Below are 17,103 nucleotides of genomic sequence, written 5' to 3' on the forward strand. Positions count from 1 at the left end.
CTCCTGAATATAGTAATAAAGGAAAGGAGCATGGCCGCATATGCAAGATTTCAAAACGAAAGTAAACGAATTTATTGATGAATTGCACATGCAAATGCTACGCAGACAACGAGAAGATGGCGCTTTTGTCTTCTGCTTTGAAGGCCCAATGATGACAAATGCTTTTTTGATTATGCTGTTAAAGGCTGTCGGTGATTCGGACCAGGCACTCGTTCATCAATTGGCAGAAGCAATTCGCGAAAAGCAAAATGAAGATGGTTCTTTTTCTTTGTATCATGATCAATCGGGACATGTAACAGCGACTGTGCAAGGCTATTGTGGAATGCTCGTTTCAGGGAAGTTTCAACAAGATGAGCCGCATATGGAAAAAGCAGCACACTTTATTCGATCAAAAGGCGGATTAAAAGACGTTCATTTTATGACAAAGTGGATGCTTGCCGTCAATGGCATGCACCCTTGGCCATACTTCTATGCGCCACTTTCATTTTTACTCATCCCTACATACTTTCCGCTGCACTTCTATCATCTTAGTGCATATGCAAGAATTCATTTTGTCCCAATGATGATTGCACTCAACAAACGATATACCTCTCATGAACAGTTTCCAAGCTTAGCACATCTTGATGCGAACATGTCTAAAAATCCTTTTGACTGGTTTATGGCAAGAGAAGAACGTTCCACTCACCACTTTCTAGCGTACATGCGGTCGTATACAGCACTCGACAGCCGCCTCGACTTTTTCGGGTATGAGGCAGCGAAGCGGTATATGTTTGACCGCCTTGAAAAAGATGGCACGCTGTACAGCTATTTAAGTGCCAGTATTTTTATGGTCTATGCACTCATGAGTCTTGGATACTCTCCAGGACATCATCTCATTTTAAAAGCAGTTAAAGGGATGAAAAAGATAGTCACTGACTGTGGGGGCAGGAAATATGCTGAGAATTCTACATCCACAGTTTGGGATACAGCGCTTGTCAGTTATGCTTCTCAGCGAGCAGGCAGAACACAAGAAGATCCAGTTATCGAAAAGTCTTTTACGTACTTATTGAACCGGCAGCAAATGAAGAAAGCAGATTGGGCGATTCATAACCGGCATGCGGCTCCGGGAGGCTTTGGTTTTTCAGATTTGAACACAAATAACCCTGATTGTGATGATACGCAAATTGTGTTAAAAGCCATTCCTCACACCTACGCACCGGTTCAGTGGAAACGAGGGTTTGATTGGCTTCTTTCCATGCAAAACCGTGATGGCGGCTTTTCTGCTTTTGAAAAAAATCAAGATCACTTCTTGCTTCGTCATCTTCCGCTCGAATCTGCTGAGGATGCGGCCATTGACCCATCTACTCCTGATATTACAGGTCGTGTGCTTCATCTCATCGGTCTTGAAGAGAACAACATGTCACCACTCATGCAAAGGCAAAAAGATCATTGCGTAAAATGGCTTCTTGATCATCAAGAGAACAACGGATCATGGTTTGGCAGATGGGGCGTTTGCTATATTTATGGAACCTGGGCTGCATTAACAGGACTAAAGGCTGCTGGCATCCCCTCATCGCATCCTGCTGTTCAAAAAGCGTGTCGATTTTTAAAAACAATTCAATTGGAAGATGGCAGCTTCGGAGAATCGTGTAAAAGTGCAGAGGTAAAAAGATATGTCCCGCTCCCATTTGGAACAGTGGTTCAAACGGCTTGGGCTGCTGAGGCACTTTTACAATATGAGAAGCCGGATCACACAACAATTTTAAAAGCCATCTCATTTTTGATTCATCATCAGCACTCGAGTGAAGCCTTGCACTATCCAGTAGGCATTGGTCTTCCAAAGCAATTTTACATCACCTATCATAGCTATCCATTTGTCTTTCCAATGATGGCTTGTTCCACATTTTTAGAAGAAATGAGGCGTAAAAATGAATAAGGAAGAATATCGCATGCAGCTTAAAGATTGGCTTAGCTCCATTCAAGGTGCAGTTCAAGATGACAACATCCGTCAGAAAACAGAACATTTATCGTTCATCATGAATGATGAATATTCCAGTGAAGAAGAGTGGTACGAATTGGCTGAAAGTATTGCAGAGGATATGAAACCACTAGAAGCAATGCGAGATGTGGCAGCTGGCGACCATAAATTACCTCCGCTCCCTTACCGGTATGATGCACTAGAACCGTTTATTTCAAAAGAGATTATGTATTTGCATCACCAGAAACATCATCAATCATATGTTGATGGTCTGAACCAAGCTGAGCTTGCCTTAAAAAGAGCGAGAAGAACCAATGATTTTAAAATGATCAAACATTGGGAACGGGAGCTTGCCTTCAATGGTGCGGGACACTATTTACATTGCATTTTTTGGTTTTCTATGAGTCCTTCAGGAAAACGAAAGCCCACTGGACAAATGCTGCGTCTCATTGAACAATCGTTTGAAAGCTATGATGCATTCAAATCCCAATTTTCAGCTGCAGCCAAACAAGTAGAAGGTGTTGGCTGGGCCATTCTTGTATGGGCACCAAGATCTCAACGATTAGAGATTTTACAAGCCGAACGCCATCAATTTCTATCACAATGGGATGTGATCCCTCTTCTAGCTCTTGACGTATGGGAACATGCCTACTATCTGCAATATCTGAATGAAAAAGCACAATATGTAGACCGTTGGTGGAATGTCGTTGACTGGCGTGAGCCAGAAGCACGACTAAAGCAAGCTCAGCAAGTGAAATGGACCCCTTTTTAAGACGATACTCCATATAGGCAAATGCTTATATGGGGGTTTTTAATTCAATTTAGTTTACATAATTTTATTATGATCATCACTATAAAGAATGGGTTGTTTTTTCAGAAAATTCGTTTAAAATAAAAAAGATATGTAAGGAAAGAGAGTTGAAACAATAAATGAAGATTCTTTTAACTATTAGTCACTTTGCAGGAAGGACCTTTGCGATTTGGGTCATTGTCTTTGCACTTTTTGGATTTGCCTTTCCTGCCGAATTCTCTAAGATTGGACCGTATATTCCTTTTTTACTCGGTATTATTATGTTTGGAATGGGGCTTACCTTGTCCGCTGAAGATTTTAAAGAACTGTTTCGAAAACCTCTTTATGTTCTGATCGGGGTGCTGACGCAGTACACACTCATGCCGCTTCTTGCCTTTTTGTTAGCTTACGGACTGCGGCTTCCGTCTGAAATCGCAGTAGGAGTTGTTCTCGTAGGCTGCTGCCCAGGCGGTACAGCATCGAACGTCATGACCTTTTTGGCGAAAGGAAATACAGCTTTATCTGTAGCTGTAACCACCATATCAACATTGCTTGCGCCGTTTTTAACCCCTGTTTTCATTTTAATTTTTGCAAGATCTTGGTTACCTGTATCACCAGAGGCTTTGTTTTTATCCATTGTACAAGTTGTCTTAATCCCTATTATTTTAGGTATTCTTGTGAAATTGTTTTTTAAAAAACAAGTATCGTATGCGGTTCAAGCACTGCCGCTTGTATCTGTTGCCGGAATTGTGGTGATCATTGCTGCGGTTGTCAGTGCAAATAAAGAGCAGATTCTTCAATCTGGACTGCTGATATTGGCCGTTGTTATATTACATAATGGACTTGGTCTTTTATTTGGTTACCTGATCGCAAAGTGGTGCAAAATGGATATCCCTTCTCGTAGAGCGATCTCGATCGAAGTTGGCATGCAAAACTCTGGACTCGGTGCAGCTCTAGCAACAGCGCACTTCTCGCCACTTGCAGCCGTTCCAAGTGCCATTTTTAGTGTGTGGCATAATTTATCTGGTTCCTGGCTTGCAACATATTGGTCAAAAAAAGGAAATCCTGAAAATGAAAAAGAAAAAAAGCTAGCACCTTAACGGGTGCTAGCTTTTCAAATTGGAGATTATCCTTCAAGCAATAGCTGCTCCGGATCTTCAAGCAAGTTTTTAATCGTGACAAGGAATCCAACTGCTTCTTTACCATCGACAATTCGGTGGTCGTAAGAAAGAGCTAAATACATCATCGGACGGTTTTCAAAACGTTCTTCATCAATTGCCACAGGACGAAGCTGAATTTTATGCATACCTAAAATTCCAACTTGAGGGCTGTTTAAAATTGGTGTTGAAAGCAGTGAACCGAATGTTCCACCGTTAGTGATCGTGAATGATCCACCTTGTAGCTCATTCAGAGACAATTTGTTATCTCTTGCTTTTTTCGCAAGATGACCAATTTCCTTTTCAATCCCTGCAAACGACAATCTGTCTGCATCACGGACAACCGGTACGACAAGTCCTTCGTTTGCAGCAACAGCGATGCCGATGTCATAGAATTTCTTCAAGACAAGCTCATCACCTTGAATTTCTGCGTTAAGTAGCGGATATTTCTTCAGTGCTGCTACAACTGCTTTTGTGAAGAAGGACATGAAGCCAAGCTTTACATCATTTTGTTCAAGGAACGCATCTTTACGGCGCTTTCTTAAGTCCATCACAGCCGTCATATCTACTTCATTAAATGTCGTCAGCATCGCAGCCGTTTGCTGAACCTCAACTAAACGTTTTGCAATCGTTTGTCTGCGGCGTGACATTCTCTCACGTTCAACAGGCTTTCCTGGTTGCTCATTTTGCACCGCAGCATTTGCTTTTGGCGCGGCTTTCGGTGCACTTGCAGGTGCTTCATTCTTTTGATAAGAAGCGACATCCTGCTTTCGTACCCTGCCCAGCGGATCTACGGTTGGAATCTCAGATAAGTCTAGTCCCTTCTCTCTCGCTAGTTTTCTAGCTGCAGGAGAAGCGATGGTTCTGCCATTACCAGATTTCGGCTCTTCTTTCACTGCTTCTTCTTTTTGAGCAGCTGCCGGTTCTTCTTTCGAAGCTGGTGCAGACTCTTGCTCAGGTGCTGGAGCTGCGGACTCGCTTCCGCCAGCTTCACCTGCTGCAATTGTTCCGATGACTTCTCCAACTTGTACAGTGTCACCAGAATCCTTCAGCACTTCTTTCAGTACACCAGATTCTTCGGCTGTCAGTTCGACATTGACTTTATCTGTTTCAAGTTCTAACAGGTATTCTCCCTGCTCCACATAATCGCCCGGCTGCTTTAGCCATTGGGCAATCGTTCCTTCCGAGATCGATTCCGCTAATTCAGGTACTTTAATTTCCGCCATTTTTCATTTCCCCCTTAGTTTTTGCGAGTCAAGCTATCAGATACAATTCGTTCTTGTTCTTTTTTATGCACAGTTGGATCACCCTCAGCCGTACTTGAACGTCTTCTTCGGCCGATATAACGTACTTTTACTTTTTCAGGCGCAATTTCACGTAAATATGGCTCAATGTATCCCCAAGCCCCCATATTTTGTGGCTCTTCTTGCACCCATACGATTTCTTCTAAGTTTTTTAGTTTCGATAAAATCGCTTTAATATCTTTGGCTGGGAATGGATATAGTTGTTCCACTCTCGCAATGTGAAGCCAATCTTTCGGCTCTTCCATTTGGGTAAAACGATCACTAATATCGATTGATACCTTCCCGCTAGATAGCACGAGGCGCGATACTTTTTCGTGATCATGCACAAGGCCTGGCTGTTCAAGAACTGGACGGAACTGCCCATCCGTTAATTCCTGGACTTCAGACAATGTGTTCGGGTTACGAAGCAGACTCTTCGGTGTCATGATGACAAGCGGACGAATCTCTTCACGAAGCAGCATTTTCGCCTGTCTTCTAAGGATATGGAAGTATTGTGCTGCACTTGTCAAGTTCGCCACTGTCCAGTTATTCTCAGCAGCTGATTGCAGGAAACGCTCTGTTCTACCACTTGAATGTTCAGGTCCTTGTCCTTCATATCCATGCGGCAAGAGCATCACTAGACCTGATTTTTGCCCCCATTTTGCGCGGCCAGCTGAAATAAATTGATCGAAATACACTTGAGCCGCATTTGCGAAGTCTCCAAATTGAGCCTCCCAAATGACTAACGTTTCAGGAGAATAGACATTATAACCATATTCAAATCCGATCACTGAGCCCTCTGACAGTGGACTATTATGAACAGTAAATGATGCGTTTGCATCACTCAGCTCATGAAGAGCAATAAATTCATCTCCAGTTTGACTGTCGTGAAGAACAAGGTTTCTTTGAGCAAAAGTACCGCGCTCTGAATCCTGTCCGGTCATTCGAATTGGCGTACCGTCTTTTAATATAGATGCAAATGCAAGTGCTTCCCCAAGCGACCATTCTACTTTGCGGTCATCTGTAAACACTTTTGCACGTTTTTCAAGGATCCGCTTGAGCTTACCAAATACTTGGAAATCCTCCGGCCAGCTGATCAATTCTTCATTCAGCTTTCGTAATACATCAAATTCTACTGATGTATCTACTGCTGGGAAGCCATTTGATACTGGTTCTGGCAGTTCAATTTCTTGAATCGTATGCTCTTTCTTTGAAGGCACCTTTTGATAGGCTTCTTCTATTTTCGTCGCTACAGCCTGCTCGATTTCTTCACGCTGCTCTTTCGTTAGAAGACCTTCTGTAACAAGTTTATCTGCAAAGATATTCTTGACCGTTTTGTGCTTTCTGACTGCATCGTACAGCATCGGCTGAGTCGTAGAAGGCTCATCCATTTCGTTATGACCGAATCTGCGGTAACCGATCAAGTCAATTAAGAAATCCTTCTTAAAGCGTTTGCGGTATTCTACAGCTAGCTGAACAGCCGCTAAACATGCTTCTGGATCATCTGCATTGACGTGAACAATTGGAATCTCAAATCCTTTTGCAAGGTCACTTGCATATTTTGTTGAGCGAGATTCATTGCTTTCTGTTGTAAATCCGATCATATTGTTTGCAATGATATGGATTGTTCCGCCCACCTGATAGCCTACAAGTTGACTTAAATTTAATGTTTCTGCCACAATTCCTTCTCCAGGAAATGCCGCATCACCATGAATTAAGATGGCTAATGCCTTTTCAACGTCTTGGGCTGGATAACCTTTTTGAGTACGTGTTTCCTGAGCGGCACGTGTGCTTCCTTCAATGATTGGATCAATGAATTCCAAGTGACTTGGGTTATTGGCAAGCGTAACTCTTGCACTCTTTGTATCTTCGTCTTTAATTTGGCGATCTGCTCCAAGATGGTACTTTACATCACCTGTCCACCCGTAGCTGATGCCGATAGAGCCTTCTGATGGAACAAGCTCTTTATTTGGCGCATGCTGGAATTCTGAGAAAATAATCTCATATGGTTTTCCTAACACATGTGCTAATACATTTAAACGGCCTCTGTGTGCCATTCCAATGTTAATATTTGAAGTCCCTTGTGTAACAGACTCTGAAATAATTTCATCAAGTACTGGGACAAGTGCGTCTAATCCTTCTATTGAGAAGCGCTTTTGCCCAACAAATGTTTTATGAAGAAACTGTTCGAACTGCTCAACTTCTGTTAATCTCTTGAAAACAGAAACTAGTTTATCCGCTGGCTTTTTCTTAAATAGTTCACCAGACTCAATCGATTTTGAGAGCCAGTTTCGTTCTTCGAAATCATGCACGTGATCAAACTCAAATGAAATGGTACGCTTATACGTATTTCTCAAATGGTTAATGGCTTCTATGCCGTTTGAAATGTGTTTTGGTGCGTCAGGACTAATAATAGATATTGGAATATTCTTGACGTCTTCTTCTGTTAAACCGTACTCCTTTAAAGGAAACAGCTCTTGTAATTCCTTTTCTTTGCGAAGAGGATTGACGGAAGCATTTAAATGGCCATACGTTCTGATGTCTTCTGCCAGTTTAACGACTGATGCTATCTTTTGGATTTGTTCAGAAGTAACTACGCTATTTTCTTTTTTCCCAATTTCCTCCTTCATTTCACTCGGTGGTGCACCAAGTTCATCAAATATGCCTCTTAGATCTTCATCAACACTAGTAGGATCCTGGACATACTGATCGTAGAGCTCGAGCACATAGCCGAGGTTCGGACCATGAAATTCTTCCCAACTCAACGGTTGTTTCACATCATTTTGAAACATTTTGAACACTACCCCCAACTTTGATCATCAAGTGATTGAACACTATCTCGATATAACTTCCAGAACACAATGACCAAATTTATGTAATAAAACGCTTCCAATAATATTCTACCACTGTTTCGGATTACTTTCTACATTCTTTGTTCAATTAAAGATAAAAAATTCACAGAAAAACAAAAAATTTAAATCATTCCGAAAAATATTTTGAAGAAAGGGGCAAAACCTTATGCCCCAATGCTTTTATGCAGTAATTTTTTCAGTAATGGATATAAAACATCCGGCAATGTATCGACATCTGGTACAAAAATGCTGAACTTGCCATACATATCTTGAATGGTTTTTATCTGTGCTTCTTCGATCGGCGAATTGGATAAAAACACATTGATCACCTCAATGCCCTTTTTCCTCGCCTCAAGAACTGCTTCATGTGTATCGACGATCCCATTTTGTTCGTAGCTGAAGGCAGCTGGCTCTCCGTCTGAAAAGACAATGAGAAACTTTTGCTCTTCTCTTCGTTTTAAAATCATTTTTGTCATTTGGCGAATCGCATAGCCATCCCGGTTATCCTCTTCTGGTTCAAGGGACATAATGGAAGGACCTGCATCAAATAAAGAATCTTTGAACGACACGACCGTGTTGAAATAGTTCGGCTGACTGGTTTCGGTTGCGTCGTTTGTATCTTCCCAAAATCCTACAATTTGATGTGGGACTTGAACGGATTTTAACGCTTCATGAAATAGAACAATTCCTTTTTTCGTCTCGTCCATCTTGTCAAACATGCTGGCAGAACAGTCTACTAATAAAGTGAAAACAGCATCAATCTCCGAAGAAGGTGCCTGTTTTTTATAGAAAAGACGCGGGTTAGACTCTGTAAAATAACGAATCAGCTTTTTACTCAGACGCCCTGCATGAAGGTCCGTTTTTGGCCATGATTTTTTGTGTTCGAGCGTTTTTTGAATCATCTGTTTTAAGCGTTTCTGATAAGGCTCAATCTCCTTAGCGTGCTGCTTGTATACATCGATTTGTTCTGGCGCGGGAGGATCAGGTGAAATCATGACTGGAAACGCATATTTGTTCTCTTTTCCATTCTCATGAGCATCCGCCCCGCTTTCTTCCCCTTCAGCCTCTTCCAGCGCCTCAAGCTTTGAATAATCTTTTCGGTATGTTTGCTTGGCAGAGCCTTGGACAGTGCCGAGTGCTTGATCTCCGTCATCGCCTTCTCTTGCTGCATCCTTCCCGAGATCACTTTTACCGCCGTGCTCTAAATCAAATTGAAGGAAGCTTTTTGACGGCGCTTCTGTTTCTCGATGCCACACTTCCATATACTCCTGGTGGATATCTTCATCGCCCTCTTTTTCCCGGTCGACTTTGATGTCCTCACTTAATTTAGGTTTTCTTTTCAAGTCATGAAACAGCGGTTCTTTTGCCGCTTTTTCATAGTCCAATTCCGGGAAGAAAAAGTACGTATTCAGCATATCCTTATCAAGAAGCTCATCAAAGCCTTCCATTAATTCTTTGACAATGACTGCGATATCTCCGGTTGAACCCGCTTCATATACACGCTCAAGACTTGATTCAACAAACGGAATCATTGGGTTGATCCGCTCGTGTAGAGGCGGAATCTCTTCCAGCGGCGAATCAGCTGTCAGCTTCACATACATTGCACAATAGAGTGCATCCGTTAGAATGCTTCGCTCTTGGTTAATTGTTAATTGCGTCTTAAAGTGTCGCCGGTACAGCTCTCTTCTTCGTTTAAATACCTTTTTTGTTCCTGGGCGATCGCGTTTAATTCGCTCTTCAATCCGGATATCTTCAAACAGCATAAACAATTGTTTACATAGATCAGGAATGGAAATTGTATGGGCATAGCGAATAATTTCCTGAAAGACAGTCAGATCACTATAAACGGTTCCTACTGCACGGAGGAACACATCACTTTTTAGCCCGGCTGTCATGTCTTCTTGTTTACGATCATCCCAAAAATGGCTGATGAAAATTTTCTTTTCAAAAGGCTCATAGTAAGAATGCACTCCGTATTCAAGCTCGACATCATCACTTTTTGCTAACGTTTTAGCTAAATCCGTTAATTCCATAAATAAAAATGAATCGATTCTGCTGTCATTAAATTTGATGAATTTCAAAAGTCAGAACCTCACTCGAATAATGTTTGGGCAATATTTCTTACCGCTGCTTTTTCCCGGTCATCTTCTAGCTTTTCAACAATCCCTCGTTCAACTGCACGAAGCGGCGGGATGTATTGCGCAAGATCACATGTGTCTAGGAGTGCGCGAATAGATGCAGCTTCTTCACTTACCTGCCCGTTGTGCGCCTGTGTAATGAGGTCTGATGAGAGCTGCACGAATTGATCGATTAACCGTTCATCCTTTAATACAGATTGAGATTGCAGTACATCCTTTAGGATACCGCCGCCAATATATGGAACGTCAATCACAACAAAACGGTTTTTTAACGCTTCATTTAGAGGCACTGTGCCGACATAGCCTTCATTGATTGCCGCAATCACGCCAAAGCCTTCATCTGCTCTAACGACCTCGCCTGTAAATGGGTTTGTCATCATTTTTCTGTAGTCGAGTACGCCGTTTAAAATAGGCAGTGTTTCCGGCTTCGCCATGTTGATTTCATCAATATATAAAAGATGGCCTTTTTTCATCGCTTTCGTTACGGGTCCTTCAATAAATTCAATAGAAGCAACTTGACCATCATTGTGAATGGTTTTATAGCCAATCAAACTTTCTGCATCAAGATCAACCGAGCAGTTCACACTATGCATCGGCTGCTGAAAGAAAGCAGATAAAGTTTCTGCTAGTTTTGTTTTACCTGACCCAGTGGGCCCCTTTAAAAGAACGTTTTTGCCGAGTGCTAGTGCAATCATAGCATCTTGTATGATAAACGTATCCTGTGATTCATAGCCGCCTGTTCCAATAAGCGGACGGAATTCTTCTTCTAGTCCTTTTGCTTTTGCTTCAATCATTGCTTGAATTTCTTCTGGGAGTGATTGTTCGTTAAACATTTATGATTAATTCCTCTCTTCGATCATTTTCCTCACCAAGTATACTAAAAAAACCTTTATGCACTCAATACATAAAGGCTAGACATCTGTTATTTTACCATTTCTTTTGTAATCGCTCCGCAAGCGATGCGTTTCCCTGAGTTTCCAGAAGGGTTGCTTAAGTAATCATCTGCTTCTGCATGAATGATAAAGCTCCGCCCATTATGATCGATTAATTGGTTTGGACCTCCCTTTAACGTCACATCTGGTACATTCACGACAACATCAATTTTTCCATCTGCCCCAACTTCTAAATTAGGCATATCTCCAGCGTGGTGGCCTTTTGGGTTATCAAATCCATGCTCCCGGTGTGTTGGATTAAAGTGAGCCCCTGCCGTTTCAAAATCTGGCGCTTCACATACTCCTGTTTCGTGAATATGGAAGCCATGAGGACCTGGCGGCAGATCTTTCGCTTTCACATGTAAATCCAGCCCATTTTCCGAGGAATCTCTTACTTCGATGCTGCCTATTTTTTGCCCGTTTTCATTGATGAGTGTCGTGATAACCGGTGCTTGTTTAGGTGCTGCAACCTCACTGGTTTCTTCTGTCGTTTCTTTTTTCGGCGGTGCATGACATGCTGTTGCGACAAAGACCAGACACATCATGATCATCCACACTGACTTTTTCATATGACTGCCCCCTTTTGATATCAGTATGGACAATCTGATCAATAGGCAAACAAAAAAAGCCGAAAATCGGCTTTTTTTAGAAGAAACGTTTTGCACCTAAATAGGCTTTTTTCCAATATGGGTTGCTTAAGTTCGAGATCCCAACTCCGCTGTCACTTGCATGAAGGAAATCTCCTCCGCCAAGGTATAGTCCCATATGAGATGGACCCGCTTTGTATGTTGTGAAATAAACAAAATCGCCAACCTGAGGTGTGCTCACAGGTTTCATCATACTCCAGTAGCCTGCTGTGCTTAATCTGGATACAGACGAAACTTTATTAATGAGGTAATAAACAAAGCCGCTGCAGTCAAAACCAGATGGTGTATTGCCGCCCCATCTGTAAGGAATACCTGTCAGCTTTTTCCCTTCTTGGATCATCGTCGTGATTTTTGCATTCATCGGCACATCATTTTTGTTATTATTGACCGGAGTTGTTGAACCGTTAGACGTAGAACCATTCGACCCAGTTGAGCCTGAAGCTGCACCATTAATTTTTAGAACTTGTCCAATTCTAAGCACATCGCTTTTTAAGCTGTTGGCTGTGCGGATGGATTGAACCTGCACTTTAAATTGATTCGCAATTTTCCATAAGGAATCGCCTGATTTTACAGTATAAGATGTCGCTTTCCCGCTTGAAGGCGGGTTGCTTGGTTTAGCAGGTGCTTTCGGCTGACTTGGTTTTGATGCAGCCGTCCCTTTTACTTTCAATACTTGATTCGGATAAATCATATCAGATTTTATCCCATTCAATGTTTTGATTTCACCAATCGACATATTGAGCGAATTCGCAATTTTCCAGAGAGAATCTCCTAATTTAACCTTGTATGTACTTGATGAGGATGAACTATTTGAGTTCGTTGTCTTATTGTTTGAGCTGGAATTTGAAGAGGAGTTTGATGACTGGCCCCCGCTTGTCTTCGTACTTCCAGATACCTTTAGCTTTTGTCCAGGACGAATTAAGTCACTGTTTAAGCTGTTTAGACTTTTTAAGCTTGCGACTGACATTTTATGATTTTTTGCAATGAGCCATAAAGAATCTCCAAGCTTTACAGTGTAGCTTGATGTCGTTGAAGCATTTGATTTCGTTGCTTTTGATCCAGTTGACGAGCTGGATTTTTTGCTTTTTGCGCCAGGAATTTTCAAGCTTTGCCCTGCAAAAATCATCGTCGTTTTTAGTTGATTAAGAGATTGAAGTTCCGAAATACTTGTATTGTACTGTTCGGCAATCTTCCAAAGTGAGTCACCGCTTTTCACTTTGATCGTCTGTGCTTCTGCCGGTGCAGCAAACACAGCTGAGCCAGCGATCGCTGAAACTGTGAGGCCGGTTACTACTTTTTTCTTCATAGATGAATCTCCGCCTTTCATATTTCATTCAATAAGACTTATGCACTAGTTTTGAGTTTAGCATTTAATGGTTCTGCTTCTCTTGCACTATTTTATCTTTATTTCTATTATATTACTCGACATGTAGACTTTGGGCAATAACAAATAGGCTAAAGCAGCCAACTCAAAATGCTAAAACAAAGCCATATCGTTTCTATCGGCAGTTTGCTGTATTTATAAACATTTTTTAAGGAATTTTTAAGTTGACGTTTAGAAATTTGTCAAAACAAGCACGGTGCTAGTTTCATAGTTCTATTCTACATGACAAATTTTTCTGTATCAAATGACTTTTTACTCAATTGGCTGTTTTTTCTCCTCAAATGAAAAAAAGCATCCTTCCGAATGAAGAATGCAGCGATTCATTTTTATTTCCTTATTTCAGGTTCTTTTACAGTGAGCGGATAAAGGACTCCTTCTTTCGCAAACGACATTTTTCCCGTTTCTTCTGATACGACGAGAACAAGTGCATCGGTCATACCAGAGAGTCCGATCGCAGCCCTGTGTCTTGTCCCGAGAGAAGGATTAACTTTTTTTGAAGTAAGCGGGAGCACATTTGCAGCAGATACGAGTGTATTCTCTTTGACTAAAAGAGCACCATCATGAAGTGGATTTCCTGGGTAGAAAATGCTTTCTATTAATGAAGCACTAATTTTCGCATGAAGATTTGTCCCTTTTTGAATAAAATCCTCAACCTCATCACGCCTTTGAATCACAATAAGTGCCCCGTGTTTTTGTTTTGATAAGTTCTCAATGGCTAACGAAAATTGAGCAAATCCAGGTGTGAATTCTTCCATATACGATTGCAAATAAAACGAGGAAGCCTCTGCGTGCATTTCATTAAACTCATCATGTAATGACTCGAGATCACAAAGTAGACATTGCTCGCTCTCATCAAGAGAATCGATAATGTCACTTGCATCCTTCATGATTTTCATCAAGTGTGTTCTCATGTCCACTTTAAATAGCGCTTCTTCATTCGTACGATTGATCATTTGACCTTTTCCCTCCTCCTTTTGTTGTCATAAAATAACAAATTATGCGCATTCTATTGATATGGAGGTGACTTAATATGACCATTCAGAAAGTGATTCAATATGCTTGCAGCATTTTAGGTGTTGTCAGTCTTTCCTTTATTTATGCCCAAATGTTTAAAAAAACGAAGCCATCTAAGAAAAATAATCCGACGGAGAATTGATTTTTTTACATAGCATGATATAATCCTCTCGTTATTTCTGTTCAGAGAGGAACTTATGATGAGAGAAACAAATAGCATTCGAGCTAAGGTGACACTATTTTTAACCATTTTGATTCCGATTTTAATCACTCAAGCGGGTCTTTCGCTTATTACGTTTTTAGACACCGTAATGTCTGGAAAAGTGAGTGCAGAAGACCTTGCGGGTGTTGCGATCGGTTCTAGTATTTGGACACCCGTTTATACAGGACTTGCCGGTATATTAATGGCCGTTACGCCGATTGTCGCTCAGCTGATGGGCGCTGGGCATAAAAAAGATGTTCCCAAGGCTGTCTTTCAGGCGATTTATTTATCCTTTCTTTTAAGTATCGGTGTGATTGCGATTGGTACAATCAGCATCCCTTACGTATTAGGTGGACTTGGACTTGAGCAATCCGTAGAGGATATTGCGCGGCATTTTCTCAGTTTTCTTGCTTTTGGGATCATCCCGCTGTTTGGTTATTCGGTACTCAGGTCATTTATTGATGCATTAGGGAAAACACGTGTGACGATGTTCATCACGTTAACAGCACTTCCTATTAACTTTGCTTTAAACTATGTATTTATTTTTGGGAATTTTGGCTTTCCAAGGCTTGGCGGTGCGGGAGCTGGCCTTGCATCTGCGATGACGTATTGGGCCATTTTCATCATGAGTATTTGTATTGTCATGAAAGCAGAACCATTTGCCTCATTTCGTTTGTTTCAAAAACTGCCTCGAATCAATATCTCCCGTATGGGGCAAATACTAAAAATCGGTCTTCCTATTGGGTTTGCGATCTTTTTTGAAACGAGTATCTTTGCAGCTGTCACGCTGTTAATGGGTCACTTTGATACTGTGACGATTGCAAGTCACCAGGCTGCGATGAACTTTGCTTCTATCTTATATATTTTACCGCTCAGTATCTCAATGGCTTTAACAATTGTCGTTGGGTTTGAATCCGGTGCCAAGCGGTATAAAGACGCGCAAAACTACAGCTATATCGGAATTGGAACGGCGGTATTATTCTCATTGTGTACGGCGGCACTCATTTTGTTATTTAGACCAGAGATTGCTGGTTTATACACAGCTGAATCGGCTGTTTTACAGTTGACACAGCACTTTTTGATTTATGCGATCTTTTTCCAGCTGTCAGATGCAATTGCTGCACCCATTCAAGGGGCTCTGCGCGGCTATAAAGATGTGAACTATACGCTCATTGCCGCATTTGTTTCTTACTGGGTGATCGGCCTTCCTTCCGGCTATTTGATTGGCACCTATACCTCATTTGGGGCATTTGGCTATTGGATTGGTCTCATTGCAGGACTTGCCGCTGGTGCCGTCGTCCTCTTTATCCGCCTCAGGTTGATTGAAAAACGCTTGCTTCAGCAAGCGCCCAATCACTAAAGACGACACAAAAAAAGCAGCTGATCGATGTCAGCTGCTTTTTTATTTAGTCATTCCATTGGTACGTCCAGAAAATTTCTTCATCGAACCATTTTTGGACGACAGGTTCTTTGTTTTTCAGCTTCTGTTCAAGCTCTCTCAGCATGCCTTCTGTTTGCGTTCTATGCGCTCTCAGTGCATTTAATTTGATATCTGCTACATCTGTAATGTCGATCATAATATCTGCATTTCCCAGCACTTCTTCTCTATTTCTCGTAATGGCCATGCAGTATGTGACAGGACGGTCTTCTTTTTTCTTACGGTAAAGAGCACGAATAACCGCTTCGCCTGTCGCATCATGATCAGGGTGTACACCGTGTCCTGGATAAAACGTGACAATCAGTGTAGGTTTGACTTCATCAATGATGTTTTCCATCACATCAGCTAAATACTCGTCGTCTTCAAATTCCAATGTTTTATCACGAAGTCCAAGCATACGTAAGTCTGTGATATCCATTTCTTTGCAGGCATTGATTAATTCCTGTTTTCTTAATTCAGGAAGTGTTTCACGATTGGCATATGTTGGGCTGCCCATATTTCTGCCCATTTCCCCAAGTGTCCCGCATGCATACGTGACTGGGATTCCGCGTTTTCTGCTTTGTGCAATGAGACCTGCAACCCCAAAGGATTCATCATCTGGGTGAGGCAACATCACTAGTACATGTTCGTTCATGACTCGTCACCCTTTCTTCTACACCTGAAATGGTGTTTCACTAATTTGTAATGAGATCGCTAGTTTTCCGTCTGGCAAGTGCCCTGCTAACAGCAGGCGGCCATGGTCATCAAACACATAATCCGTTAATCCTTCTGCGTAAATCCAGCCATCTTCTGTTTTCATTCCAACACGGTACGGACCTTGTCCTTTTATTTTCGCCTGTGAATAGACGACTTTCGCATTTCGGATATATGCCACGACCGTCATATTTTGTTCATTTACATGAGCTGAATAAGAACCAGTTGTCGTTTCAAGATGAACGAAAACTGGACGATTTAAAAACGATTCAAGATGTGTTGTGACATCTTCCGTTTGAATTGGTTTCATGAGTGGTTCCTTCCTTCATTTTGAATTAATTCTCGCAGCTTTTTTGTATGTAAGCTGATCAGCTGCAGCTGATGATCATGCTCAAGCTCACTTTCTAATATTCTCTCTACAGCGAGCACATATTTTTGATGGAATGATTTTCTCGCCCGCGGATGAGTGCGCGCATCGCTTAAATCATCACATATCGCCTCGAGTAAAGAAGACATATCATCGACATCAAGCTGACGATTTTTCCATAAAGATTGATAAGCGGCTGCAAGCTCATTGGCAGATGACATGTAATCACCTCTACAGTTTTGGTAACAA

Annotated in this window: 15 protein-coding genes; 5 read left to right on the forward strand and 10 right to left on the reverse strand. The window is 41.6% G+C overall.

Translation table 11 applies throughout. The features are described 5' to 3' along the window. Nucleotides 1-40 precede the first annotated feature (40 nt). From C6Y06_RS17480 to C6Y06_RS17490, 3 genes are all read left to right on the forward strand, one after another. Nucleotides 41-1,915 (forward strand): terpene cyclase/mutase family protein, encoded by a 1,875-nt coding sequence (locus tag C6Y06_RS17480; protein WP_106037310.1) that lies wholly within the window; start codon nucleotides 41-43, stop codon nucleotides 1,913-1,915. Further along, nucleotides 1,908-2,729: a superoxide dismutase gene (locus C6Y06_RS17485; RefSeq protein ID WP_060596547.1), complete on the forward strand. Its 822-nt coding sequence runs from the start codon at nucleotides 1,908-1,910 to the stop codon at nucleotides 2,727-2,729. Before C6Y06_RS17480 ends, C6Y06_RS17485 begins: the two co-directional genes overlap by 8 nt. A 158-nt stretch (nucleotides 2,730-2,887) precedes the next feature. After that, a complete protein-coding gene (locus C6Y06_RS17490; protein WP_106037311.1) occupies nucleotides 2,888-3,847 on the forward strand; it encodes a bile acid:sodium symporter family protein in 960 nt (319 codons plus the stop codon). 26 nt (nucleotides 3,848-3,873) lie between these two features. Here C6Y06_RS17490 and odhB read toward each other — a convergent pair whose 3' ends face one another. From odhB to cdaS, 7 genes are all read right to left on the reverse strand, one after another. After that, nucleotides 3,874-5,130 (reverse strand): 2-oxoglutarate dehydrogenase complex dihydrolipoyllysine-residue succinyltransferase, encoded by a 1,257-nt coding sequence (gene odhB, locus C6Y06_RS17495; RefSeq protein WP_034660924.1) that lies wholly within the window; start codon nucleotides 5,128-5,130, stop codon nucleotides 3,874-3,876. A gap of 14 nt (nucleotides 5,131-5,144) precedes the next feature. Then, nucleotides 5,145-7,979 carry a 2-oxoglutarate dehydrogenase E1 component gene (gene sucA, locus C6Y06_RS17500; protein WP_106037312.1) on the reverse strand — a complete coding sequence of 945 codons (2,835 nt, stop codon included), beginning with the start codon at nucleotides 7,977-7,979 and terminating at the stop codon, nucleotides 5,145-5,147. A gap of 224 nt (nucleotides 7,980-8,203) precedes the next feature. Then, nucleotides 8,204-10,120: a vWA domain-containing protein gene (locus C6Y06_RS17505; RefSeq protein WP_060596550.1), complete on the reverse strand. Its 1,917-nt coding sequence runs from the start codon at nucleotides 10,118-10,120 to the stop codon at nucleotides 8,204-8,206. 11 nt (nucleotides 10,121-10,131) lie between these two features. Then, a complete protein-coding gene (locus C6Y06_RS17510) occupies nucleotides 10,132-11,010 on the reverse strand; it encodes an ATP-binding protein (protein WP_060596551.1) in 879 nt (292 codons plus the stop codon). Between the two features lie 89 nt (nucleotides 11,011-11,099). Further along, nucleotides 11,100-11,678, reverse strand: coding sequence for a superoxide dismutase family protein (locus C6Y06_RS17515; protein ID WP_060596552.1), 579 nt, complete (start codon nucleotides 11,676-11,678; stop codon nucleotides 11,100-11,102). 76 nt (nucleotides 11,679-11,754) lie between these two features. Further along, entirely contained in the window at nucleotides 11,755-13,062 is a 1,308-nt protein-coding gene (locus C6Y06_RS17520) for a C40 family peptidase (RefSeq protein WP_066030765.1), read from the reverse strand. A gap of 404 nt (nucleotides 13,063-13,466) precedes the next feature. Next, nucleotides 13,467-14,093 (reverse strand): sporulation-specific diadenylate cyclase CdaS, encoded by a 627-nt coding sequence (gene cdaS, locus C6Y06_RS17525; protein WP_106037313.1) that lies wholly within the window; start codon nucleotides 14,091-14,093, stop codon nucleotides 13,467-13,469. Between the two features lie 77 nt (nucleotides 14,094-14,170). Between cdaS and C6Y06_RS20465 the strand changes: the two genes are divergently transcribed. Both C6Y06_RS20465 and C6Y06_RS17530 read left to right on the forward strand, forming a co-directional pair. Further along, nucleotides 14,171-14,296 carry a hypothetical protein gene (locus tag C6Y06_RS20465; RefSeq protein ID WP_003215647.1) on the forward strand — a complete coding sequence of 42 codons (126 nt, stop codon included), beginning with the start codon at nucleotides 14,171-14,173 and terminating at the stop codon, nucleotides 14,294-14,296. Between the two features lie 58 nt (nucleotides 14,297-14,354). After that, entirely contained in the window at nucleotides 14,355-15,716 is a 1,362-nt protein-coding gene (locus tag C6Y06_RS17530; protein ID WP_106037314.1) for an MATE family efflux transporter, read from the forward strand. A 46-nt stretch (nucleotides 15,717-15,762) separates the two neighbouring features. Here the strand turns inward: C6Y06_RS17530 and bshB2 are convergent, their stop codons facing one another. The 3 genes from bshB2 to C6Y06_RS17545 are packed head-to-tail and all read right to left on the reverse strand — an operon-like array spanning nucleotide 15,763 to nucleotide 17,075. Further along, complete coding sequence (bshB2, locus tag C6Y06_RS17535) at nucleotides 15,763-16,428, reverse strand: bacillithiol biosynthesis deacetylase BshB2 (RefSeq protein WP_034660932.1); 666 nt, start codon at nucleotides 16,426-16,428, stop codon at nucleotides 15,763-15,765. 18 nt (nucleotides 16,429-16,446) lie between these two features. Continuing rightward, nucleotides 16,447-16,797 carry a YojF family protein gene (locus C6Y06_RS17540; protein WP_034660934.1) on the reverse strand — a complete coding sequence of 117 codons (351 nt, stop codon included), beginning with the start codon at nucleotides 16,795-16,797 and terminating at the stop codon, nucleotides 16,447-16,449. Next, nucleotides 16,794-17,075: a hypothetical protein gene (locus C6Y06_RS17545; protein ID WP_034660935.1), complete on the reverse strand. Its 282-nt coding sequence runs from the start codon at nucleotides 17,073-17,075 to the stop codon at nucleotides 16,794-16,796. Before C6Y06_RS17545 ends, C6Y06_RS17540 begins: the two co-directional genes overlap by 4 nt. Between the last annotated feature and the right edge of the window lie 28 nt (nucleotides 17,076-17,103).

The sequence above is a fragment of the Bacillus sp. MZGC1 genome, assembly GCF_002998605.1.
GTDB lineage: Bacteria > Bacillota > Bacilli > Bacillales > Bacillaceae > Bacillus.